Raw genomic sequence first — 20,941 nt, 5'->3', positions numbered from 1 at the left:
GCACACCCGGGTCACTCGGCGGGCGGGGCCAGCGCGGACTCGTCCGTGCCCGGGGCGGCGCGGGAGGCGAGGCGTTCGGCGCGCAGCGCGGCCTCGGTCTCGAAGCGGCGGTCGGGGTCGTCGAGCGCGTCGCCGAACAGGTCGTGCAGCTGGCGGAGGCGGTAGCGGACCGTCTGCGGGTGGACGTGCAGCAGCTCCGCTACCCGGGCGGCGTTGAAGCCGTTCTGGAGCCAGTGCAGCAGGGTTTCGGCGAGGCGTTCGCGCTGGGCGGGGCGGAGGGGAGCCAGCGGCGCGAGGCGGGTGCGGATCATCTCGCCCAGCAGGGCCTCGTTGCGAAGCAGCAGGAGCGGAGCGAGCAGATCGCTCCACGCGACGACGCCCTGCGCCGGCACCGCGCCCGATTCGATCAGGCGCAGCCCTTCGCCGGCGCGGGCCAGCGACACCGGCGTGCGGGTGACGTCCACCGTCGGCCCGATCACCGCGGTCCGGCCCTGCAGGGCGCGCTCGATCAGCAGGCGGCGCCGCGGCCGGTCCGGGTCGGGAACGATGATGCACGGCTCGGCCCGCTGGAAGTCGTGCAGGGCGTCGCCGGGGAGCTGCGGCGGCAGCCCAGGACGCTGCGGGCCGGCGAGGACGGCGACGGCCACCGAGTCGGGCAGCCGCCAGTCCGCGGCGGCGGCGAGGTCGGCCGCCATCGGGCGGGACATCTCCGGCTCGGACAGCAGCAGGTGGGTGAGGCGCCAGCGCCGGCGCTCCAGTTCGCCGGACACCTCGGCCCGCGCCCGGTCGTATCCCTCGGTGGCGGCACTCGCCATCTCCTCCAGGAAGAGGAAGAGCGCCTCCGCCGCAGGGCCCGCGTGCCGGGCGTCGACCAGCGGCGGCTGCCCCTCGTGCTCGGCGGTGATCCGCCGCCAGATGGTCACGACCGCGGTCCGCATCGCGGTCTGCAGGCTGTCCAGTGAACGCCCTTCGCGCGCCTCGCCCGCGCCGACGCGGCGGAACCGCTCGCGCAGCCCGGGCGGCGGCGGAGCGTCGGTGCCGACCCGGTCGAGGAAGGCGTCCAGGGCGTCGCGGACGGCGGCCCGGGTGGACGCCAGGTAGGCCGGATTGCCCGGCCGGAGGTACTCGGGTACGTCCTCGTGGATCTGCGCAGCAGCCATCTCGGTCATCGACGCGGCGTGGGCGCGCAGGCGGTCGGCGAGTTCCGGGGGCAGGGATGCCAGGGCCTTCATGTGCACTCAGGGGGTGTCAGGGGGGAGCTCCGCGGGTGCGGCAGCACTGGGCAACAGATTCCCCGCCCTCACCGGCGGAAACCGGCGCCCCGCCGCGCGGGCCGCCCGCAGCCGGGCTGACGTGGCGCGGAGCCGGCGGCCTGTCGCTGGGTGAGCGTGTCCTCCGGGGGATTGCTCAGTGGCGGACGTAGTGCCGTGGATCACGTCCGGGCGAGAGTCAGAGGGTATCCGTCCCCCTACGGAGTGGAGCACCCCCATGACGCGAACCTGGAAGGCGGTGGCGGCGGGCGCGGCCGGTGTCCTCGGCGCGGTCCTCCTGCAGCCGGCGCAGGCGGCCGCGGACCCCGTCCCGCCCGACGTGCCCGACGTTCCGGGCGCCACCGAGCAGGAGACCCGCGAGGCGCTGGAACTCTGGGACGAGCTGGACCACCCCGAGCCGGACTCGCCGGAAGCCCAGGACGACTTCTACACGCCGCCCGACCCGCTGCCCGACGGCGAACCCGGCGACATCATCGCCGCCGAGCCGAGCAAGGCGTTCACGGCGCCGCTGGGCATCGGCGAGTTCGACGCCGACGTCTGGAAGGTCATGTACCTGTCCACCGACGCGACGGGCGAGCCGATGCCGGTCAGCGGCACGGTGCTGGTGCCCACCGACCCGTGGGAGGGCGAGGGTGAGCGGCCGCTGGTGTCCTACGCGATCGGCACGCACGGGCTGGGGTCGCACTGCGCTCCGTCCGTCGGCCTGCCGCAGGGCCTCGACTACGAGGCCGCCAGCATGAAGAGCGTGATCGACCGGGGCCACGCGCTCGTCGTCACCGACTATGAAGGCCTTGGCATCGACCGGCCGCACACCTACATGGTGGGCCAGTCGCAGGGCAACGCGGTGCTCGACGCGCTGCGCGCCGCGACCCGGCTGGAGGAGGCGGACGTCTCCGCCGAGGCGCCGATGGGCATCACCGGCTTCTCGCAGGGCGGCGGCGCCTCGGCGTGGGCGGCCCAGCTGCAGCCCGACTACGCGCCGGAGCTGCCGCTGGCCGGAGTGGCCGCGGGCGGCGTGCCGGCCGATCTGACACAGGTGGCGGAGAACCTGGACGGCAGCCTGTACTTCGCGTTCGTCGGCTTCACCGCCTACGGCTTCGCGGAGGCGTACCCGGAGCTCTCGCTTGAGGAGCATCTGACCGACCGGGGCCGCAAGCTCATGGACGCGTCGGTCGACGGCTGCATGGTCGAGGCGCTGCCGGCCGGCATGGGGATGACCATGGAGGACACGGTTACCAGCGACCTGATCGGTACGCCCGAGTGGCAGGCCCGCCTGGAGGAGAACAGGCCCGGCGCGACCGCGCCGGAGGCTCCGGTGTACCTGTACCACTCGCGCGGCGACGACGTGATCCCGATCGGCCAGGGCGAGGAGCTGCGCGACGACTTCTGCGCCGCCGGTGCCAGCGTGCAGTGGCAGCGCACCTTCTCCGGACCCCACCTGACCAGCTTCCTCGCCGACTCCGGCAAGGCCCAGAGCTGGCTCGCCGACCGCCTCGACGGCCAACCCGCCGAGAGCACCTGCTGACCCGCACGATCGGGATCGGCTGACCCGCCACGGCCGGCACGGACACTGTTCCGTGCCGGCTTTTGCCTGCCCTGAACAGCAAGGGCGGATTCTCCGGCAGTCGCTCCGCTCTGTTCCGCGCTTCGGGGAGGTGTGCGGCCAGTGTTTCTGTTGTTCGCGGGGCGGGGCTTACGGCACCGGACGGCTTCGCCGGCAGACTTTCCGCTGTCCCACCACTTCAAGCCCCCTGTGCAACCAGAGTCTCTACTGGTCACGGGGCGGGCGCGGGTGAGACCGCAGGCTCCCGCTTCTCGGTAGCCGGCTTTTCCGGTGTTCTTTGCGTCGGACAGGCGTAAAAGCGACAGCAACGGCAGAGCCGGGCGGCGCCTCAGGCGGGTGGCCGGGCGGCGACGGGCCGCGAGTGGGGGACAAATGCCAGGAAAACGGACACTGCAAGCAGAGCCGGTAGGGAGGAAAGACCTCTTCTGCTTGGGTGGGGTTTGCAGGAATCCCCGTTGCAGTTTCCGATTTACTGCCGTTTGCCCCCCACCCCCGCCACGCGACCAGGGCGCCGCCCGGCCGACCAGCCGAGCCCCCTCAGCTCCGCCGTCGTTGCCGCATTTGCGTCACCCGCGCCCGCCCCGTGAACTGCAGAAACTCTGGTCGCACGCGAGTCCTGAAGCGGCGGGACAGAGCGGAAAGACTGCCGGCGAAGCCCCCTTGCTGCAACGCCGTGAACCCCGCCGCGCGACCAGCACCGCCCTTGGCCGCACGGGTCCTGAAGGGGCGGGGGAAGACTGCCCGCGAAGCCGTCCTCTCTACTCTTCCCCCCCCCGGAGCCGCCGCCCGAGGGGAAGCAGCGGACATCACTGATCCGCCGCCCCCTCCCGCGGCAGTGCGGCGAAGAGGGCGGCGAGGTGGGTGGCGGCGCTTCGGAGGGGACTGTCGTTGCGGGTGGCGCGGGACTGGACTTCGGCGCCTTCGAGGGCGCTGAGGGCGAAGCAGGCCGCGTCGTCGGCGGGGGCGTCGGCGACGCCGGCGGCGCGGAGGCGGTCGGCGATGATGTCGCGCCAGGTGTCCTGCGCCTCGGCGTAGCCCTGCTGGAGCAGTGACTGGCGGCCGACCTGCTCCAGGGCGGCGGCCGAGGCGAGGCAGGAGGCCCACCAGTCGCAGGTGCGCAGCTCGTCGGCGAGGAGGTGCGCGAAGGCCGCGATTCCGTCGGCCGGGTCGGCCGAGGCTGCCATTCCGTTCCGCAGCAGATCGGCGTAGTGCTCGGCGTCGCCGCGGAGGGCCTCGGCCGCGAGCTGCTCCTTGCCGTCCGGGAAGAAGTGGTAGAGCGAGCCGAGCGTCGCCTCCGCATCCCGGGCGATCTGCTTCACGCCGGTGCCGTCGTAGCCCTGCCTGCGCAGCAGTACCGAGGCGGCCTGCAGGATCCGGTCGCGGGTGGGTGCCGGTTTCTCCGTCGGCGAGTCCATGCGCCCGATTTTACTGGATAGAACGATCGCTCTAGTCTCGCTAGAGTGACCGTTCTATTCGGAGGTGTTCTATGGAGGAGGAGCGGATGGCAACCCCCACGGCCCACCGGGCCGGCCCGCGGGAATGGCTCGGGCTCGCGGTGCTGGCGCTGCCGACACTGCTGGTCGGCATCAACACGACGGTGCTGTTCCTGGCCCAGCCGGAACTGGGCGCGCAACTCGGTGCGGACGCGGCCCAGCGGCTGTGGATCACCGACATCTACGGCTTCCTCGTGGCCGGCTTCCTCATCACCATGGGCACCCTGGGCGACCGGATCGGGCGGCGCCGGCTGCTGCTGATCGGCGCGGCCGCATTCTCGGTGGCGTCGATCGCGGCGGCCTTCGCACCCACGCCGGAGACCGCGATCCTCACCCGCGGCCTGATGGGTGTGGCGGGGGCGACGATCATGCCGTCCACGCTTTCCCTGATCCGCAGCATGTTCCACGACGCCCGGCAGCGCACCTCCGCGATCGCCGTCTGGGCCACCTCGCTCTCGGTGGGCATCGCCCTGGGCCCGCTGCTCAGCGGCGCGCTGCTGCAGTTCTTCTGGTGGGGTTCCACTCTCCTCATCGGGGTCCCGTTCCTGGTGCTGCTGATGATCGCCGGCCCGTTCCTGCTGCCCGAGTACCGCGATCCGACCTCCCGCGCCCCGCTCGACCTGGTCAGCGTCGCGCTCTCGCTGGTCGCGGTGCTGGGCGTCATCTACGCGGTCAAGCACGCCGCGACCGACGGCCTCACCCCGCTCACCCTGGGCGCGGCCGCAGCCGGAGTGGCCGTCGGCTGGGTGTTCCTGCGCCGGCAGCGCGCGATCGCCGACCCGCTGCTGGACCTCTCCCTGTTCCGCAGCCGTGCGTTCAGTGCCGCGCTGCTCCTGATCGCGCTGGTGCTGTTCGTCTTCGGCGGGCTGCAGTTCCTCTTCTCCGCCTACCTGCAGCAGGTGGCGGGCTTCTCGCCGCTGTGGGCCGGCATCTGGATGGCGCCCTCGGCGGCCGGGCTCCTGGTCGGGTCGCTGTCGGCACCCGCGCTGGCCCGCCGCGCGCAGCCGGGCACGGTCTCCGCCGGCGGCCTCGCGGTCGCGGTCGCCGGCCTGCTGCTGGTGGCCGCCACTGCCATACCAGGGAAGGCCGACCCCGCGTCGGCGGACTTCCTGCTGCTGCAGGCCGGCGTCACGCTGGCGTTCCTCGGCATGGGTCCGGCCACAGTGCTCGGCGCCGACCTGGTGGTCGGGTCCGCGCCCCAGGAGCGGGCCGGTTCGGCCTCGGCGCTGGAGGAGACGGCGGCCGAGTTCGGGGTGGCGGCCGGGATCGCGGTGCTCGGCAGCGTCGGCACGGCCTTGTACCGGAGCCGGATGGCGGCGTCGGGCACCGACGGCGTCCCGGCCGGCGCGCTGGAGAGCCTGGAAGGTGCGCTGGCGGAAGCCGAGACGGTCGGTCCGGAACTGGTGGCCCGCGCCCAGGCGGCGTTCACCGAAGGCTTCGTCTGGGCCGGCATCGGCGGCGCGGTCCTCCTGGTCGCAGTCGCCGTCGGCGCCGTCGTGTTCCTGCGGGACACCGGCGACGGGTGAGCACGCGCACCGCGGATGGACGGGCAAAGGCTCGGCAGAGGTCCGGCGCGCCATGTTTCAGTGGGGGCGGCTGCGGCCAGGGGAACGGGTGGGGACCGCAGCCGACATGCCACAGGGGACAGCCATGAGCAGTGCAAAGCACAACGGTGACCGCGCAGCGTTCGTCTTCGCCTCGCCGGACCGGTACGTCCAGGGGCGTGGAGCAATGGCCCACCTGGGCGAGCGGGTCGGCCTCCTGGGCAGCAGCGCACTCGTCCTCGGCGACGACTTCGTGCGCGAACTTGTCGGCGACACCCTTGAGCACTCGTTCGCCGACGCTGGCGTCCGCCTCACATTCGAGCGGTTCGGCGGCGTGCCCACCGCGGCCGAATCCGAACGCGTCGCGCGGGTGATCGGCGAGGGCGGGCACGAGGTCGTGGTCGGCCTCGGCGGAGGCGCTGCCATCGACGCTGCCAAGGCCGCCGGCGACAACGCGGGCGTTCCCTGGGTGAGCGCCGCCACCGTGGCCTCCACCGACGCGCCCACCTCCGCGCTCTCCGTGGTCTATACGGCCGAGGGCGCCTTCGAGGCGTACCGCTTCTACGACCGCAACCCGGCGCTCGTCGTCGTCGATACCCAGCTTGTCGCGGAGGCGCCCACGCGGTTCCTCGCCGCGGGCGTCGGCGATGCCCTCGCCACCTGGATCGAAGCACGCTCCCTTCGCGGCACCGACGCCGAGAACATGGTCGGCGGCCGGCCCACCCGCGCCGGCGCCGCCCTGGCACGGCTCTCCTGGGACATCCTGTGGGAGTCGGCGCTGCCCGCGCTGGACGCGGTGGAGCGCAACCTGGTGACGCCGGACGTGGAATCCGTGGTCGAGGCCACGACGCTGCTGTCGGGCCTGGGCTTCGAATCCGGCGGCCTGGCCGCCGCACACGCGGTCCACGACGGGCTGACCGCCGTGGAGCAGACCCACGGGCTGGTGCACGGGCAGAAGGTCAACATCGGCTCGCTGACGCAGCTGCTGCTTGAGGGGGCCGCCACCAGCGAGGTCGATGACTTCGCGGCGTTCACGGCCCGCGTCGGACTGCCGGTGACGCTGACAGAAGCGGGGCTCGGGGATGCCGACGACGCCGTGTTGGACCGGGTGGTGGAGGGTGCGATGGCGCCCGGAGAGACGATCCACAACCTGCCGTTCAGCCCGTCGCACCGCGATGTCCGCGACGCTCTGCGCGCCGTCGAGGGGGTCGGCCGCAGGGCCCGCGCCCGCGAAGGGCTCGGCGAGCCGCAGCCGCCGAAGCACTGACCCTGCCTGTTTGAGGGCGGCAGCTACGCGATGCGGATGTCCAGTGCGAAGGTGCGCACCAGGATGGGGCAGGGAGTTCGCAGCCAGGGCAGCGGGGGCAGGCGGAGCGTGGTCGGGCGGCGGCCGGTGGCGGATCGGAGGGCGGTGTAGCTGCGAGATCGGCGGGCGCGGCGGGTCCGGTGCGGTTGGCGGCAGGGGCTTTTCAGGGGCAGGGCGGTCAGAGCGGCCATGGCGATCGTTGTCCTGTCATCCGGCGGTGAAGATGTAGCGGTCGAGGGTCGGGGCGGCGCGGGCGTCGAGGGGGAATTCGGCCCAGACGCGCAGGCCCAGGTTGAAGCCGGGGTGGGCGATGACCGGGAGGTAGCCCCAGGCGGTGGCGCAGGAGGCGACGAGGAGGAGGCCGCGCTGGCCCTCGGCGCCGGCCCACTCGGTTGAGGTGCGGTGGATCGGGACGGTGGGGCGGCGGTCGGTCCAGCCGCCGTCGGTGATCTCCAGACGGAGCTGGTCGGGGTGCGGGCGGCAGAGGCGGCGGACGACTTCGCCGCCTTCGGCACCGGACGCGGTGTAGTTGACGGCGTTGGCGAACAGCTCGGAGCAGCAGAGCTGGACGGTGTCGACGGTGTCGTCCGGGAACCCGCTCAGGTCGGTCCGGATGTGCTTGCGCACCCGCGACGCCTGGTCAAGCCCTCCGGCGTAGGCCCGCGGCTCCCACCGCGTGGGGTGGAATTCGGCGGAGATCGGACTCCTGGGTGTGGTGGCCATGCTGTGCCCCCGAGGGAGTTTCCTCGTTCGTGAGTACACGAACGCTGAGAGTGAACGACAACATAAATGAGGCCGCCTCGTTTCACAAGAGCATCGTTCTATATGTGCATCAAATTCGTTTTCGCGCGCTTCTGGGGCCGGGAGTACTACGATCGCCGGATTGAAACATCACGTGAGGAGGCCCAATGCCGGGTGGCATGCCGGTCAGGCGGCGGCACCTGATCATTCAGCTCAGGCGCATGCGTCGCGCCGCGGGCCTCTCACAGGACGACGTCTGGAAGTCGCTCGGCTGGAGCAGGGCGAAGCTCCAACGGCTCGAAGCCGGAGACTTTCAGCGCGTCAAAGCCGGCGACGTCATGGCTCTGTGCCAGCTCTACGAGGCCGAGAGGGCCGAGGCTGATGAGCTGATCCAGATCGCCCGGGACTCCCGCAAGAACTTGCCGTGGTGGTACCAGTACAAGGACGTGCTCCCCGGTGCGTTCGTGGGGCTGGAGGCGGAAGCCGACCTCATCCAGGAGTTCAGTATCGGGCTGGTTCCTGGTCTTTTTCAGACACGCGCTTACATCGCGGAACTCCTCGATCGAGCGGTCGGGATTCCGAAGGCGGAGATTGAGCAGCGCCTCGATATCCGCCTTGAACGGCAGGAGTCTGTGCTCGCAAGGCCGAAGCCGCCAACGATCATGACTGTCATCGACGAGTCGGCCGTCCGCCGGGAGGTCGGAGGGCGCGAAGTCATGCGTGAGCAGATCGGACACTTGCTCCAGCTCGCCGAGCGTCCCAACATCCAGATCCAGGTCGTCCCCTTCTCTGCAGGAGCGCACGCCGGAAGCTCCATCCCCTTCGTCCTGCTCGGGTTCGACGGAGGCAGCATCGCCGGCAGTGTTGTCTACATTGAGTCGCGCGGGGACGGCTTCTACCTGGAAGATGAAGAGGAGATCGCCCGCCATAGGCTGATCTTCAGCCGCATGCAGGGAACCGCACTGTCTGCCGAGGACTCGGCGGCTTTCCTTGAAGGCGCGCTCGCTGACTGACGCCCACCACCGAAGCGAGGACCCGATGGACCTGACCACGGCTGCGTGGCGCACGTCCAGCTACACCGCTCCCGACAGCAACAACTGCGTTGAAGTTGCCGACGCCCCCCACATGAGCGCCGTCCGCGACACCAAGAACCGCGGCCTCGGGGCCCTGCACTTCTCGTCCTCCGAGTGGCGCGCCTTCGTCGACTCCGCGAAGCGCGACTCCTTCTGACTCAGCACTCCGTCTCCGTCGCGGGCGCGGTCGTCGACGCCCACGGCCGCGCTCTCGCGATCCGCCGCGCCGACAACGGCCACTGGGAGCCGCCGGGCGGCATCCTCGAACTCGAGGAAGACCTCGCCTCCGGCGTCCGCCGGGAAGTCCTCGAAGAGACCGGCGTCCACGTGCACGTCGACCGCCTGACCGGCGTCTACAAGAACATGAAGCGCGGCATCGTCGCCCTGGTCTTCCGCTGCACACCCGTCGCCGGCGCGCCGCGGCCGTCCGACGAGTCGACCGAAGTCGCCTGGCTCTCCCTCGCCGAAATCGAGGACCGCATGCTGCCCGCCTACGCCTGCCGCATCCTCGACGCCCTCACCGAAGTCCCCGGAACCCCCGCCATCCGCGCCCACGACGGCCACGAACTCCTCGACTAAGGCCGCGGTTTGGCGCGGGGTAGGTACCGGTCGACGCGGAAGGAGCCCTTCGATGCCGTTGTCTCAGCACTGGAACACGTCCAGTTACACCGCTCCTGACAGCAACCACTGCGTCGAGGCGGCTCTGGTACCGCCACCAGATTCATGGCGCACGTCCAGCTACTCCCAGAACGGGGGGCAGTGCGTCGAGGTTGCCGACGCCGCCCACCTGAGCGCCGTCCGCGACACCAAGAACCGCGGGCTCGGCGCCCTGCTCTTCCCCACCTCCGAGTGGCGCGCCTTCGTCGACTCCGCGAAGCGCGACTCCTTCTGACTCAGTACTCGACGGTCATGGGCCGACGATATGGCGCAGGTAGAGGTCGGGGTTGGCCAGGTAGCGGCGCCAGTGGTCGACCGTCTCCAGCTCATCCCACTTGGCCCGGCGCGCACCGAGGTCGCCGAGCTCGATCAGGTCGGCGCCCGGAAGTGCGGACAGAATCGGGCTGTGCGTGGCACAGATGATCTGCGATCCGGACTGGGCGAGGTCATGCATGAGCCCGACCAGGCGCAGGCACGACAGGAACGACAGCGCGGCTTCGGGCTCGTCCATCAGGTAGAGACCGGGCTCGTCGAACCTGTTCTGGAGGATGATCAGAAACCCCTCGCCGTGGCTGTACTCGGCGAGGTTCTCATCCCAGTAGCCGTTCATCCCCGAGACCGCCTCGGCGAGGCCGAAGGTGGTTTCGGCGCGGAGGAAGTAGCCCTTGCGTCCTCGGCGCCCGGAACTCATCTGCCGGGCGCCGCGAACGGTCAGGTCCAGCCGCAGCCGCTCGCCCAAAGGAGTCTTGGCGCGGTTGTTGGCGTACTTGCGCCCGGCTCTGCCGCCGCGCGCATCCAGTCCGTAGGCTTCTGCGATCGCCTCCACGAGCGTCGACTTGCCCGACCCGTTCTCCCCCACGAGCAACGTCACCGGCGCCCGGAACTCCAGCGGTTCGGAGAGCAGGGAGCCGACGGCCGGCACCGAGTAGGGCCACTCGGTTACGTCCGGAGTATCGAGCCCTGCAGGGATGTCGATGCCTTGAACGAACACGCTGTCACGCCCCGAACTGGGCGCGGGAGTCCTCGATGTGCTCCAGGTTGTCCTGGGTCCAGTCGCAGATGGTGTCGACGGCGGCGCGCAGCGCCCGGCCCGGCGGGGTGAGCGTGTACTCGACCCGGGGCGGCACAGTGGGGTGCACGGTCCGGTCCGCCAGGCCGTTGCGCTCCAGCATGCGCAGGTTCTGGGTGAGCATCTTGTGGCTGATGCCCTGGACCTCGGTGCGCAGCTCGCTGAAGCGCAGCGTGCGGTCGCCCAGCGCCTCGATGATCAGCAGCGCCCACTTGTTCGCGATGTCGGAGAAGATCTCGCGCGCGAGCGAGTCCGCGCGGCGGAGGTCGGCGTTGGCGGGCAGATCGATTTCCGCGCCGTCCACTCCGCTGACCTGCTTGGTCACCATCGGGTTCCCCAGTCACGAAAAAGTGCGTTCTTCCCAGTCGCCGAACACTCTCCTACGGTTTCCGAGTAACCGCAAGAGAGAGAACGAGGCGAGGACAGCATGGCCATCACACTGATGTCTCCCGACGGACTGCCGAAGAACCACCTCTACGAACACGTGTCGATCGCGACCGGGTCGAAGCTCGTGTCCGTCTCCGGGCAGGTCTCCTGGGACGAGAACGGAACCGCGGTCGCCCCCGGGGACCTCGCCGCCCAGATCGAGCACACCTACCGCAACGTTGCGACCGCGCTGGCCGCAGCCGGCGCCACCTTCGACGACGTGGCCCGACTGAAGGTCTACGTCGTCGACTGGACCCCGGACCAGATGCCGGTGCTCGAAGAAGGCCTGGACCGGGCGGCCAAAATGCTGGGCAGCAGGCCGGTCCCGCCGATCTCGGTGATCGGCGTCTCCGCGCTGGACGTCCCGGAGCACCTGGTGGAGGTCGAGGCGACGGCGGTCCTCGACTGAGCACCCAGGGCCCCTCCCATCGGGGGCTCGGCCGGTCGGGGGCCCGGCCGGGCCCCCGACCGACTAACCGGCCGCGAGGTCGTCGAGGATCCGGTGGTAAAGCCCGCCCGACGTCAGACCGCCGTCCACCACGATCTCGGTGCCCGTCACGTAGCGCGAAGCGTCCGAGAGCAGGTACAGCACCGTGGCGGCCAATTCCTCCGGGGACGCCGTGCGGCCGGCCGGCACCGAGCGGAGGCTCGCCGCCACGAAGTCCGACGACCCCGAGTTGAGCAGCGGCGTCTCCACCAGCCCCGGATGCAGCGAGTTCACCCGGACCCCGGCGTCGGCGAACTCCATGGCCGCCGTCTTACTCAGCCCGCGCACGCCCCACTTGCTGGCCGCGTAGCCGGCCGAGAAGTAGCCGGTCATACCGGCGATCGACGACACGTTCACCACCGACGCCGACTCGGCGGCGCACAGCAGCGGCGCCATGTACTTCATGCCGTAGAAGACGCTGGACAGGTTGACGTCGAGGACCCGCCGCCAGTCGGCGTCTTCGGTCGCGGTGATCCCGAACCGGTGGCTGACGCCGGCGTTGTTCACCAGCCCGTGCAGCGCACCGTCCTCCTCCGCGATGCGGTCGTGCAGCGCGCGCCAGCCGTCCGGGTCGGCCACGTCCAGCGCAGCCGCCCGCGCGCTCCCGCCGGTCTCGGCGATCTCCGCGGCGGCCTCCGCCGCCCGCTCCCCGTCCAGATCCGCCATCCAGACGCGGGCTCCCTGCGCGGCCAGCGCAACCGACTCCGCGCGGCCCATGCCGCTCGCGGCACCGGTCACCAGGACCGTCCGCCCGACCATTCCGTGCTGCGGCATCTCCGACTCCAACTCCGCTTCCGTCACCACTGCCTCCTCCGCGGGCAGCCGCCCGCATTCGCCCGATGCACTGCCGGCTGCGGGCCCAGCCGCCCCCGCGGCCGGGCCCGGCCCGCTAGTCGATGCGCAGCTCGGTGCCGCGGGTCTCCTTCACGAAGAAGACGGCGGCGAGCGTGACCAGGGCGGTGAAGACGAAGTAGCCGGCCGGCGCCAGCGCATAGCCGGTGGCGCTGATCAGCCAGGTGGCGACGAACGGCGCCGTGCCGCCCAGCAGCGTGTTCGTGACGTTGTTGCCGAGCGCGATGCCGCTGTAGCGGGTGGACGCGCCGAGCATCTCGGCGTAGGTGACGAACGAGGCGCCGTTGACGACCGAGACGAAGACGAACAGCACCGACTGGCCGACGACCGCCGCCCACGCCGGTCCGGCCGACATCATCATGAACATCGGCACGCCCGCGACCGCCGCACCGATGCTGCCGATGAACAGCACCTTCCGGCGGCCGAGCACGTCGGCGAGGTAGCCGGCGGCCGGCAGCGTCGCGACGCCCACCACCATCGCCACCGCGGTCGACCCGAACGCGAGCTGGGACGAGTGCCCCGCCGTGGTCTGCAGGTAGGTGGCCGCGTAGACCGAGACGATGTAGTAGCCGCCGGTGATGACCGCGCCGAGGCAGATGATGACGAGGACGGACCGCCAGTTGGTCTTCAGCAGCTTCTTGACCGGCAGCTTCTCGGTCTCGCCCTGTTCGGAGAGCTCCTTGAACTGGGGCGTGTCGTCCAGGTGGCTGCGGATGTAGAGGCCGATGATGCCGATCGGCAGGCTCAGCAGGAACGGGATCCGCCAGGCCCAGTCGAGCATCTGCTGCTCGGTGAAGACCGAGGTGGCGGCCAGCGCCACCAGCGACGCGAACAGCGAGCCCAGGTAGGTGCCGGAGTTGACCAGCGACGTCTGGGTGGCGCGCCACTTGGCCGGCGCCGACTCGGCGACGAACGCGTTGGCGCCGCCCAGCTCGCCGCCTGCCGCGAAGCCCTGCAGACAGCGGCAGAGCACGAGCAGAGCGGTGGCCCACACGCCCAGCGTGAAGTAGTTGGGCAGCACGCCGATGAGGGCGGTGGCCAGGACCATCAGCAGGATCGTCCAGGAGAGCGCCTTCTTGCGGCCGTACTTGTCGCCGATGTGGCCGAAGAAGATGCCGCCGGGCACCCGCATGAAGAAGGCGACCGCGAACGCGGCGAACGTGCCGAGGAGCGCCGCCGCCGGATCGTCGTCGACGAAGAAGAGCGCGGCCACGAAGGTGGCCATGTAGCCGTAGATGCCGAAGTCGTAGTACTCCACGACCGTGCCGAGCACGGCGGCGCGGATGACCTTCAGGCGGGCGCGGAAGCCGCCCTCGGCGCCGGGCGCCGCGGCGGTCCCGGGCGTGCTCTCCGGCGCGGGGCCGTCTGCGGCTCCGTCCGGGCGCTGGTCCAGCGACATGCTGCCTCCTTGCGGCAGTGGGACTCGGGCGGACCGCCCTCGTGGGGATGCGGCGGTCCGCCCGCGGGGGTGGGTGGGGGGTGGGGTGCTGCGGTGGTCCGGTGCGGGAAGCGGGTGGTGCTGCGCAGGAGTGTCAGCCCCGCGCGGCGGCTTCCCGGCCGGCGATGCGGCCCATGGTCAGGGCGTTGGCGACGGCGTTGCCGCCGCCCACGTAGCGGAGCCCGAGCACGCCGGCTCCGGCCTCGCCCGCGGCGTAGAGTCCCGGGACGGGCGCCCCGGTGCGGTCGAGGACCCCGGCGTCGGCGCCGATCTGCAGGCCGGCGTGCGTGCAGACCAGCTCGTTGGGGAGCATCCGCGCCGCGTAGAACGGCCCTTCGGCGATCGGGTCGGGCGCGCTCTTGCCCTTCGCGGCCAGCGCCTCGTGCCGGAGGAACCGGTCGTCCCGCCCGGCCGGGAGCTGCTCGTTCCACGTGCGCAGGGTGGCGCCGAACGCGTCGGCGGGCACCCCCATCAGCTCCGCGAGGCCGTCCAGTGTGTCCGCGGTGAGCGTGCGCCCGGCTGCGGCCTCCTCGGCGATGCGCTCGGGCGTCCAGTCGGAGTAGCCGGCGGGCAGGCCGCGGCGGGCCCGCTCGTCGAAGACGCACCACACCGGGCCGCCCTGGGCGGCCATGATGCCGGTGGACACCGCATAGGAGGCGTCCTCGTCCATGAACCGGCGGCCCGCGGAGTTGACGTAGACGCGGGACGGCGGTGGGAAGCCGGACTGCCAGTGGTGCTGCCGCTGGAAGTAGGCGGTGGGCAGCAGCAGCCCCCAGCCGGAGCCGGCGATGGAGGCGTCCACCTGCTCGCCGAAGCGCATGTGGTCGCCCTTGCTGCCCGGCGCGGCGACGGCGAAGGCGTGCTCGCCGGCGGCGAACGCGTCGGGATAGTGCTGCTTCAGCAGCTCCTCGTCCTGGGCGAAGCCGCCGGACGCCACCACCACGGCGCCCGCCCGGACCTCGACGCCGTCGGCGACGACGCCGGCAACCCGGCCGCCGTCGGTCACCAGCCGCTCCACCCGGGTGTTGACGACGATCTCGGCGCCGGCGCGGCGGCAGGCCGCCGCCAGCACCTCGACCAGGCCGAGCCCCTGGTCTTTGGGGACGTGGCCGCGCCAGGCGTCCTCCACGCCGGCCTGGGTGAGGCCGGGCATGTGCGCGTTGGTGGAGACCCGGGCGGGGATCTCCACCCCGAGGCCGACCAGCCACTCGACGGTGGGGCCGGCGTTCTCGCAGAACGTGCGGATGAGGCCGGGCTCCAGCATCCAGTGGTTGAGGTCCATGTAGTGCTGGTAGAAGCGCTCGACGGTGTCCTCGACGCCGACGCCCTGCTGGACCGCGGTCCCGGCGGCGGTGAACAGGCCCGCCGAGAGCTGGGTGGAGCCGCCGAGGACCTCCTCGGACTCGAAGAGCAGCACCGACGCGCCCGCCGCGGCCGCCGTCGCGGCTGCTGCCAGTCCGGCGCCGCCGCCGCCGACCACCACGACGTCGGCCGCCGCCTCCGGGTGCGCCGGCTCAGACATGGCGGGACCCCCCGTCGACCGCGATGCTGTGGCCGGTGACGTAGCGGCTGCTGTCGGAGAGCAGGAAGAGCAGCACGCCGACGACCTCTTCCGGCGAGCCGACCCGGTGCAGCGGCACCGAGTCCAGGGCGGCTTCGAGCGCTTCGGGGTCGTCCTGCAGCCAGCGGGTCATCTCGGTGTCGATGAAGCCGGGCGCGATGGCGTTGACCCGCAGCCCCTGGTCGCCGAGCTCCACCGCGAGCGACTCGGTGAGGTGGGCGACGGCGGCCTTGGAGGCGCAGTAGGCGGCGCGGCCCCGGCGCACCCGCACGGCCGACACCGAGGACATGTTGACGATGGCGCCGCCGGGCTGCATGTGCCGCGCGGCGGCCTGCGCTCCGTGCAGGACGCCCTGCACGTTGACGTCCAGCACCGACGACATCTGCGCGCTGCTGACTTCACCGACCAGGGCGAACGGGAAGACGCCGGCGTTGTTGACCCAGTAGTTGAGCGAGCCGAACTCGTCCCGGGCCGCCTGCGCGGTCTCCTCGTGCTGGTCGGGGTCGACGACGTCGATGCGGCGGGCGGCGATGCGGCCGGGCGGGGTGCCGTCCGCGGCGGCAGCGGCGAGCTCGGTGTTGAGCGCCTCGGCGGTCTCCTTCATCGCGGCGTCGTCGATGTCGGCGGCCAGCACGTTCACGCCGCGGGCGGCCAGGGCCCGGGTGAAGCTGCGCCCCATGCCGCGCGCGCCGCCGGTGACGACGGCGGTGCGGCCCGCCATCTCCGGGTGGATGGCGGTGACGGGCCGGTCGACGACGCGGGCCGGTCCGGCGCTCTCGGGATGGGACACGAACTCAGACATGCTGCGGGCCTTTCTCAGGCGGTGGGGATGGCGAATGGTGGAACGCACGTCGGGAGGTGGGGCCGCCCTGGTGCGCTGGGTGCCTGCTGCCGGGCGTTCGGGGCCGCGTCTCAGCGGGCCTCGTGGGGATTCGCCCGCCGGCACCGGGACGCCGTCAGGACGCCGCCGGTAGCTGCTGGTCGTCGCGGTGCACGTCGCGCCGGGCGACCCGCCAGGCGCCGTCCGCCCACTCCAGGCGGTCGGCGAAGGTGGTGAACCGGAGGGTGCGTACGGCGCCGCCGGGTCCGGTGGCGACAATCTGCAGGTAGGCCTCGGCGCGCGCCGCTGCGGAGCCGGTCTCGGCGACCTCGACGTTGGTGACCACGTGCCGGTGCACCTCGCCGGCGTCCGCGGCCGAGGCCGTGAACCGCTCGGCGAACGCCTGCAGCGCGGCCCGGCCGGTGACGGGGGCGCCGTAGGTCGGCGAGTGGAACGCGCCGTCCTCCGTGAAGGTGGCGGCCCACTCGGCGGCCCGGCCGGTGTCGATGAGCCGTGCCTGGCGCGCGTAGAACTGCTGGATCACGGCGATACGTGCGGCTTCCGCCAGCCACGTCTCCATCGCTCCCCCTCAACCCCGTGCAAATATGTGCGATAATCGCACTAGGCGTGCAATTAAGAGTTAACGTACGTGTGCCACGTCACCGGGGTCAAGGGGTGAGGTGTAGGTTCACGGTGCGAAAGGAGCCAGATGCCCCCAGCTCACGGCGAAAGCGGCCCCTCCGCCGCGACGGCGCCCGCCGCGCCCCCCGCCGCCAAAGCCCCCATCTCCAAGACCCTGCACAACGGGATCCAGGTGCTTGAGCTCCTCGGCCAGCACCCGCACGGACTGTCGGTCACCGAGATCGCCGACCGCCTGGGCGTGCACCGCACGGTCGCGCACCGGCTCGTGCGCACCCTCGAAGAGCACCGGCTCTGCAAGCGCGACGCGTTCAAGCGCATCGCCCTCGGCCCGGGCCTGATCGCACTCTCCGAAGCGGTCGAGACCGACCTGCGCACGGTCGCCCGGCCCGTCCTCACCGACCTCGCCGAGGAGCAGGGCGCCACCGCGCACCTCGTCGTGCCCGAGGGCGATGCCGAGGCGCGGGCGCTGCTGGTGGTCGAACCCCGCGGAGCAGCTGCCCACATCGCCTTCCAGGCGGGCCGCGTCGACCCGCTCGACCAGGGCTCGGCCGGGCTCGCCCTGCTGGCGGCGCTGCCCGAGCGCGACGGCGAGCGGGACGAGGTGCGCGCGGCCCGCGTGCACGGCTACGCCGTCTCCCACGCGGAGGTCACCAACGCGGTCACCGGCATCTCCGCGCCGGTGCCCGGCCGGGGCGGGAAGCCGGTGGCCAGCGTCGGCCTCTCCGTCCTCGAACTGGGCGATCCCGAACCCCTCGGGCGCGCGGTGGTCGCGGCCGCGCGGCGCATCGGGCAGGCGACGCACGGGCGGTGACGCGCTGACCGCCTGCCCTCTGCCCGGACCGCGCGCGGACGCCGTTCGTTGCCGGCGAAAAGGGCCCGCGGGCCGCGCCGGAGTGGCATCGTCGCTCTCGGTAGCGGTACAGGCCGAGCGGAGGAGCCGGACGTGACGAGTGTGCAGGCGGACGAGGCAGCCGAGGACGCGGGCGCGGCGGGCGCGCTGCACGGGATCGTGGCGTCGGCGATGCTGATCCACGGCGTGTCGGCGCTGGTCGAACTCGGCGCGGTGGAGCGGCTCGCGGACGGGCCGCGGACGGCCGAGGAGCTGGCGGAGGACGCCGACGCCGAGGCCGGGCGGCTCCGGGTCGTACTGCGCGCGGGCGCGGCCGCGGGCCTGGTCGCCGAGGAGCCGCCCGGCACCTACCGGCTGACCGCCGCCGGCAGCGTGCTGCGCGCCGACCACCCGCGCGGGCTGAGCGACCTGTTCCGGTGGTGCACCTACGGCGACTTCTTCCGCGCTTGGACGCGCCTCGGCGACGCGGTGCGCTCAGACCGCTCGGCGTTCGAACTGACGACCGGCCAGGAGCTCTTCGGCTACCTGGACGACCATCCCGAACCGGCCGCCGTGTTCCACCGCGCGATGAACGCCTCGGCGCCCGGCGCTGCGCTGCTGCAGGGCATCGACATCCCCGCCGACGCCGCCATCGCCGACCTCGGCGGCGGCGACGGCGCCGCCCTCACCGGCCTGCTGCGCGACCGGCCGGCCGCCCGCGGCATCCTCTTCGACCTGCCCTCCGCGGTGGAGGGCGCGGCGCCGGTCCTGCACGACGCGGGCGTCGCCGACCGCTGCACGGTGGTGGGCGGCAGCTTCTTCGACGCCGTCCCGGCCGGCGCCGACGTCTACCTGATGGTGCGCGTGCTCCAGAACTGGCCGGACCGGTCCGCCGCGGAGATCCTCCGGACCGTGCGCGCCGCGATGGAGCCGTCGTCGCGCCTGCTCATCGCCGGGCACCTGCCGGACCGCGCCGCGCCGGACCCCTACCTGGAGGCGATGGGCCTCAGCATGTTCGTGCTGTACGGCGCGCCGCTGCGGTCCGCCGAGGAGTACGCGCCGCTCTTCGCGTCGGCCGGACTCGCGCTGCACTCCGTCCACCCCGTCCGGGAGGCGGAAGCGGTGATGGACGTGCGGCCGGTCTGACCGGGCCGCCCGCTCTCCGCCCTTGACGGTAGGCGGGGCGCGCCGGCGGGCGCTCGGAGCGCGCCCGCCGGCCTGCCCTGGCGCCCTGCCGCCCTTCGCCGGTCAGCCAGCGGCGTCGTAGCCCGACCGTCCAGGTGCCGGGCAGGACTCCGAGTTCGTCCTCGGTTGGCCGGTCCAACCTCGGAGCCTGCGATGGGCGCCGCGGCTCCGCGCTCCGGGCGAACCGCCGCAGGGATAGCGAGGCCGCTCCCGCCAGAGCGGAGGCGGGCGCCGCTGCCCGCCTCCGCCCGCCCCCGCTGTGCACAAACCCCTACGCCGACGGTCAGGCCCCGGAGTTCGGGACGGGCGCGGCGTCCCGGGCCCCGCTCTCCGCGGGACGGATGATCACGTGCCCCTGCCCGGGGTGGAAGGACGCGTCTCCGTGCAGGCCGGCGAGGATCGGCAGCTGCTCGTGGTAGCAGCAGACCGAGGACTCGACGCCGAGCACCTCGGGGGTGCGCAGCAGGATCGGAAGCTCCGCGCGGAGGTAGTCCCAGCCCGCGCGGAACCGCGCCTCCGCCGAATCCGGCGCGCAGTCCAGCACGGTCCGCACGTGCTCTTCGCACGCGTGGCGCACCCGCGGGTCCTCGTCGATCCGCCGGTCGATGCGGTCGGCGGCCGCCCGGTAGCCGGGGAGGCCGGCGATCTCGGACAGGGCGACGGCGCGGACGCGGGCCGGTACCTTCTCCGCCGCCTCCATCGCCCTGCGGATCCGGCGCCGGACGTCCCGCAGCGCCCGCGCCGCCTTCTTCTCCGCCTGCTGCGGGTCGGCGCCGTCCGCGCGGTGCATGGCGGCGACGTGCAGGTCCGCGTAGAGGAGGTCGACGCGGGCGAACCGGTGCCCGGTCCAGTGCAGCAGGCCGGCGAGCCGGTCCTGGGTGAAGTAGCCGTTCCCGGCGCTGATCCCGATGAGGGCGTGGTCGCCGCGGACGGCCAGGCGCGCGCACTCGGGGCTGAACGGGCGGGCGACGAGCTCCCCCGCGGTCAGCGCACCGACGGCCTCAGGCGGTGACGGCACCGGGCTCCTCAGCTGCGGCGGCGAGCCGGTCGCACGCCTCGTCGAGCAGGGTGCGCAGGTCGCGGTCTGCCATGGCCCCGCACATGACGCCGTCCAGCCGCTCGCGCACCGCCGCCAGGTCTGCGCCCTCCGGTCCGCCCAGCGACGCCCGCAGCGCGAGCACCCGCCGCGCGGCGTCCAGGCAGCGCAGCGGACCGTAGTCGGCGGGCTCCTCCAGCAGGCCGCGGCTGCTGCTCACCAGGTAGGCCGCGAGAAGCAGCAGCTCCTCGGTGGCCTCCGGCGGCTCATTCGCCCCAGTACTCATGGCTGATCACCTCGCTGTGGTCGCGTCGGGGTGCCGCCTCCGGCGGGCGGGCCGGGTAGCCGACCGTCACCAGGAGGAGGGGCTCGATACGGGCGGGAAGGCCCAGGAAGCGGCGCACGGGTTCCCTGCGGAAGCTCGCCGTGGGGCATCCGCCGAGGCCGAGCGCGTGCGCCGCCAGGAGCAGGTTCTGTACCGCCATCGCGACGCAGAGCATCCCCTCGTCCCAGGCGCCGCCGCCGACCGACCGCGACCGGTCGAAACAGGCGGCGACCACCATCGGCGGCGGCTCGATGATGCCGGGCGCAAACGCGCGCAGCAGCTTCAGCGTCCGCGGTCGACGCACCGATACGAACGCCCACGCCTGCTTGTTGGAGGCCGACGGCGCGGCGACCGCGGCGTTGAGCAGCGGCGCCACGAGCGCGTCGTCCACTGCCTGTCCGCTGAAGGCGCGCACCGCGCGCCGCGTGGCCAGGACGCGGAGCGCCTGCTCGCCCGCGTCCGGGTCGGCTTCGGTCCGAAGATCGGACTTCCCCACGAACTCCCCACTCTCTGAATCTGAATGAATCCGGAGAGTAATATACTGACGCGGCCTGCCCCCGGGGCGTTCTCCCGCCAACCGGCCGTCCAGCGCCCTCCCGCGGGTGGCTGCGGGCAGCCGGAA

Annotated in this window: 23 protein-coding genes; 10 read left to right on the top strand and 13 right to left on the bottom strand. The window is 72.5% G+C overall.

Annotated elements, in window-relative coordinates:
- Nucleotides 1-11 precede the first annotated feature (11 nt).
- The gene (locus tag ACYVGT_RS06545; protein WP_460855511.1) at nucleotides 12-1,232 is read right to left on the bottom strand and encodes a helix-turn-helix domain-containing protein; all 1,221 of its coding nucleotides are present in this window, start codon (nucleotides 1,230-1,232) and stop codon (nucleotides 12-14) included.
- 256 nt (nucleotides 1,233-1,488) lie between these two features.
- Here ACYVGT_RS06545 and ACYVGT_RS06540 point away from each other — a divergent pair, with 256 nt between their 5' ends.
- Nucleotides 1,489-2,796 carry a lipase family protein gene (locus ACYVGT_RS06540; protein ID WP_460855510.1) on the top strand — a complete coding sequence of 436 codons (1,308 nt, stop codon included), beginning with the start codon at nucleotides 1,489-1,491 and terminating at the stop codon, nucleotides 2,794-2,796.
- Between the two features lie 845 nt (nucleotides 2,797-3,641).
- Here the strand turns inward: ACYVGT_RS06540 and ACYVGT_RS06535 are convergent.
- Nucleotides 3,642-4,250, bottom strand: a complete 609-nt coding sequence (locus tag ACYVGT_RS06535) for a TetR/AcrR family transcriptional regulator (protein ID WP_460855509.1) — start codon at nucleotides 4,248-4,250, stop codon at nucleotides 3,642-3,644.
- 86 nt (nucleotides 4,251-4,336) lie between these two features.
- Here ACYVGT_RS06535 and ACYVGT_RS06530 point away from each other — a divergent pair, with 86 nt between their 5' ends.
- On the top strand, nucleotides 4,337-5,854 hold the full coding sequence (locus ACYVGT_RS06530; RefSeq protein WP_460855508.1) for an MFS transporter: 1,518 nt from the start codon (nucleotides 4,337-4,339) through the stop codon (nucleotides 5,852-5,854).
- Nucleotides 5,855-5,978: 124 nt separating this feature from the next.
- Nucleotides 5,979-7,139 carry a glycerol dehydrogenase gene (locus tag ACYVGT_RS06525; RefSeq protein WP_460855507.1) on the top strand — a complete coding sequence of 387 codons (1,161 nt, stop codon included), beginning with the start codon at nucleotides 5,979-5,981 and terminating at the stop codon, nucleotides 7,137-7,139.
- 246 nt (nucleotides 7,140-7,385) lie between these two features.
- On the opposite strand, the gene ACYVGT_RS06520 is transcribed toward ACYVGT_RS06525, so the two are convergent.
- Entirely contained in the window at nucleotides 7,386-7,901 is a 516-nt protein-coding gene (locus tag ACYVGT_RS06520) for an ATP-binding protein (protein WP_460855506.1), read from the bottom strand.
- Between the two features lie 185 nt (nucleotides 7,902-8,086).
- Between ACYVGT_RS06520 and ACYVGT_RS06515 the strand changes: the two genes are divergently transcribed.
- The 4 genes from ACYVGT_RS06515 to ACYVGT_RS06500 are packed head-to-tail and all read left to right on the top strand — an operon-like array spanning nucleotide 8,087 to nucleotide 9,884.
- Nucleotides 8,087-8,932: a helix-turn-helix domain-containing protein gene (locus ACYVGT_RS06515; protein WP_460855505.1), complete on the top strand. Its 846-nt coding sequence runs from the start codon at nucleotides 8,087-8,089 to the stop codon at nucleotides 8,930-8,932.
- Nucleotides 8,933-8,957: 25 nt separating this feature from the next.
- Nucleotides 8,958-9,149 carry a DUF397 domain-containing protein gene (locus tag ACYVGT_RS06510; RefSeq protein ID WP_460855504.1) on the top strand — a complete coding sequence of 64 codons (192 nt, stop codon included), beginning with the start codon at nucleotides 8,958-8,960 and terminating at the stop codon, nucleotides 9,147-9,149.
- The gene (locus ACYVGT_RS06505) at nucleotides 9,107-9,571 is read left to right on the top strand and encodes an NUDIX domain-containing protein (RefSeq protein WP_460855503.1); all 465 of its coding nucleotides are present in this window, start codon (nucleotides 9,107-9,109) and stop codon (nucleotides 9,569-9,571) included. The genes ACYVGT_RS06510 and ACYVGT_RS06505 overlap by 43 nt, the downstream gene beginning before the upstream one ends.
- 52 nt (nucleotides 9,572-9,623) lie before the next feature.
- Nucleotides 9,624-9,884, top strand: coding sequence for a DUF397 domain-containing protein (locus ACYVGT_RS06500; RefSeq protein WP_460855502.1), 261 nt, complete (start codon nucleotides 9,624-9,626; stop codon nucleotides 9,882-9,884).
- Between the two features lie 15 nt (nucleotides 9,885-9,899).
- On the opposite strand, the gene ACYVGT_RS06495 is transcribed toward ACYVGT_RS06500, so the two are convergent.
- Nucleotides 9,900-10,640, bottom strand: a complete 741-nt coding sequence (locus ACYVGT_RS06495; RefSeq protein WP_460855501.1) for an AAA family ATPase — start codon at nucleotides 10,638-10,640, stop codon at nucleotides 9,900-9,902.
- A 4-nt stretch (nucleotides 10,641-10,644) separates the two neighbouring features.
- Entirely contained in the window at nucleotides 10,645-11,046 is a 402-nt protein-coding gene (locus ACYVGT_RS06490; RefSeq protein ID WP_460855500.1) for a winged helix-turn-helix transcriptional regulator, read from the bottom strand.
- A 99-nt stretch (nucleotides 11,047-11,145) separates the two neighbouring features.
- On the opposite strand from ACYVGT_RS06490, the gene ACYVGT_RS06485 reads away from it, so the two are divergent.
- Nucleotides 11,146-11,553 carry a RidA family protein gene (locus ACYVGT_RS06485; protein WP_460855499.1) on the top strand — a complete coding sequence of 136 codons (408 nt, stop codon included), beginning with the start codon at nucleotides 11,146-11,148 and terminating at the stop codon, nucleotides 11,551-11,553.
- A 63-nt stretch (nucleotides 11,554-11,616) separates the two neighbouring features.
- Here the strand turns inward: ACYVGT_RS06485 and ACYVGT_RS06480 are convergent, their stop codons facing one another.
- The 5 genes from ACYVGT_RS06480 to ACYVGT_RS06460 all read right to left on the bottom strand — a co-directional run bounded on the left by ACYVGT_RS06480 (nucleotide 11,617) and on the right by ACYVGT_RS06460 (nucleotide 16,882).
- Nucleotides 11,617-12,432 carry an SDR family NAD(P)-dependent oxidoreductase gene (locus tag ACYVGT_RS06480; protein WP_460855498.1) on the bottom strand — a complete coding sequence of 272 codons (816 nt, stop codon included), beginning with the start codon at nucleotides 12,430-12,432 and terminating at the stop codon, nucleotides 11,617-11,619.
- Nucleotides 12,433-12,520: 88 nt separating this feature from the next.
- Nucleotides 12,521-13,882, bottom strand: coding sequence for an MFS transporter (locus ACYVGT_RS06475; protein WP_460855497.1), 1,362 nt, complete (start codon nucleotides 13,880-13,882; stop codon nucleotides 12,521-12,523).
- Between the two features lie 133 nt (nucleotides 13,883-14,015).
- On the bottom strand, nucleotides 14,016-15,443 hold the full coding sequence (locus ACYVGT_RS06470; protein WP_460855496.1) for an FAD-dependent oxidoreductase: 1,428 nt from the start codon (nucleotides 15,441-15,443) through the stop codon (nucleotides 14,016-14,018).
- On the bottom strand, nucleotides 15,436-16,284 hold the full coding sequence (locus ACYVGT_RS06465; protein WP_460855495.1) for an SDR family NAD(P)-dependent oxidoreductase: 849 nt from the start codon (nucleotides 16,282-16,284) through the stop codon (nucleotides 15,436-15,438). The genes ACYVGT_RS06470 and ACYVGT_RS06465 overlap by 8 nt, the downstream gene beginning before the upstream one ends.
- A gap of 154 nt (nucleotides 16,285-16,438) precedes the next feature.
- On the bottom strand, nucleotides 16,439-16,882 hold the full coding sequence (locus ACYVGT_RS06460) for a nuclear transport factor 2 family protein (RefSeq protein ID WP_460855494.1): 444 nt from the start codon (nucleotides 16,880-16,882) through the stop codon (nucleotides 16,439-16,441).
- A gap of 129 nt (nucleotides 16,883-17,011) precedes the next feature.
- On the opposite strand from ACYVGT_RS06460, the gene ACYVGT_RS06455 reads away from it, so the two are divergent.
- Nucleotides 17,012-17,755, top strand: coding sequence for an IclR family transcriptional regulator (locus ACYVGT_RS06455; RefSeq protein ID WP_460855493.1), 744 nt, complete (start codon nucleotides 17,012-17,014; stop codon nucleotides 17,753-17,755).
- A gap of 132 nt (nucleotides 17,756-17,887) precedes the next feature.
- The gene (locus ACYVGT_RS06450; protein ID WP_460855492.1) at nucleotides 17,888-18,919 is read left to right on the top strand and encodes a methyltransferase; all 1,032 of its coding nucleotides are present in this window, start codon (nucleotides 17,888-17,890) and stop codon (nucleotides 18,917-18,919) included.
- A gap of 322 nt (nucleotides 18,920-19,241) precedes the next feature.
- On the opposite strand, the gene ACYVGT_RS06445 is transcribed toward ACYVGT_RS06450, so the two are convergent.
- The 3 genes from ACYVGT_RS06445 to ACYVGT_RS06435 are packed head-to-tail and all read right to left on the bottom strand — an operon-like array spanning nucleotide 19,242 to nucleotide 20,815.
- The gene (locus ACYVGT_RS06445) at nucleotides 19,242-19,976 is read right to left on the bottom strand and encodes a tRNA-dependent cyclodipeptide synthase (protein WP_460855491.1); all 735 of its coding nucleotides are present in this window, start codon (nucleotides 19,974-19,976) and stop codon (nucleotides 19,242-19,244) included.
- The gene (locus ACYVGT_RS06440; RefSeq protein WP_460855490.1) at nucleotides 19,960-20,280 is read right to left on the bottom strand and encodes a DUF6092 family protein; all 321 of its coding nucleotides are present in this window, start codon (nucleotides 20,278-20,280) and stop codon (nucleotides 19,960-19,962) included. Before ACYVGT_RS06440 ends, ACYVGT_RS06445 begins: the two co-directional genes overlap by 17 nt.
- Nucleotides 20,261-20,815, bottom strand: coding sequence for a nitroreductase family protein (locus ACYVGT_RS06435; RefSeq protein ID WP_460855489.1), 555 nt, complete (start codon nucleotides 20,813-20,815; stop codon nucleotides 20,261-20,263). Before ACYVGT_RS06435 ends, ACYVGT_RS06440 begins: the two co-directional genes overlap by 20 nt.
- Between the last annotated feature and the right edge of the window lie 126 nt (nucleotides 20,816-20,941).

This window comes from Nocardiopsis coralliicola (assembly GCF_054779695.1).
This window is presented reverse-complemented; position numbering and strand designations above follow the sequence as displayed.

Bases quoted from the DNA above. Each gene is read 5' to 3' on its own strand.
- ACYVGT_RS06545 (WP_460855511.1), bottom strand. From the start codon at position 1,232: ATGAAGGCCCTGGCATCCCTGCCCCCGGAACTCGCCGACCGCCTGCGC.
- ACYVGT_RS06540 (WP_460855510.1), top strand. From the start codon at position 1,489: ATGACGCGAACCTGGAAGGCGGTGGCGGCGGGCGCGGCCGGTGTCCTC.
- ACYVGT_RS06535 (WP_460855509.1), bottom strand. From the start codon at position 4,250: ATGGACTCGCCGACGGAGAAACCGGCACCCACCCGCGACCGGATCCTG.
- ACYVGT_RS06530 (WP_460855508.1), top strand. From the start codon at position 4,337: ATGGCAACCCCCACGGCCCACCGGGCCGGCCCGCGGGAATGGCTCGGG.
- ACYVGT_RS06525 (WP_460855507.1), top strand. From the start codon at position 5,979: ATGAGCAGTGCAAAGCACAACGGTGACCGCGCAGCGTTCGTCTTCGCC.
- ACYVGT_RS06520 (WP_460855506.1), bottom strand. From the start codon at position 7,901: ATGGCCACCACACCCAGGAGTCCGATCTCCGCCGAATTCCACCCCACG.
- ACYVGT_RS06515 (WP_460855505.1), top strand. From the start codon at position 8,087: ATGCCGGGTGGCATGCCGGTCAGGCGGCGGCACCTGATCATTCAGCTC.
- ACYVGT_RS06510 (WP_460855504.1), top strand. From the start codon at position 8,958: ATGGACCTGACCACGGCTGCGTGGCGCACGTCCAGCTACACCGCTCCC.
- ACYVGT_RS06500 (WP_460855502.1), top strand. From the start codon at position 9,624: ATGCCGTTGTCTCAGCACTGGAACACGTCCAGTTACACCGCTCCTGAC.
- ACYVGT_RS06490 (WP_460855500.1), bottom strand. From the start codon at position 11,046: ATGGTGACCAAGCAGGTCAGCGGAGTGGACGGCGCGGAAATCGATCTG.
- ACYVGT_RS06485 (WP_460855499.1), top strand. From the start codon at position 11,146: ATGGCCATCACACTGATGTCTCCCGACGGACTGCCGAAGAACCACCTC.
- ACYVGT_RS06475 (WP_460855497.1), bottom strand. From the start codon at position 13,882: ATGTCGCTGGACCAGCGCCCGGACGGAGCCGCAGACGGCCCCGCGCCG.
- ACYVGT_RS06470 (WP_460855496.1), bottom strand. From the start codon at position 15,443: ATGTCTGAGCCGGCGCACCCGGAGGCGGCGGCCGACGTCGTGGTGGTC.
- ACYVGT_RS06465 (WP_460855495.1), bottom strand. From the start codon at position 16,284: ATGTCTGAGTTCGTGTCCCATCCCGAGAGCGCCGGACCGGCCCGCGTC.
- ACYVGT_RS06460 (WP_460855494.1), bottom strand. From the start codon at position 16,882: ATGGAGACGTGGCTGGCGGAAGCCGCACGTATCGCCGTGATCCAGCAG.
- ACYVGT_RS06455 (WP_460855493.1), top strand. From the start codon at position 17,012: ATGCCCCCAGCTCACGGCGAAAGCGGCCCCTCCGCCGCGACGGCGCCC.
- ACYVGT_RS06440 (WP_460855490.1), bottom strand. From the start codon at position 20,280: ATGAGTACTGGGGCGAATGAGCCGCCGGAGGCCACCGAGGAGCTGCTG.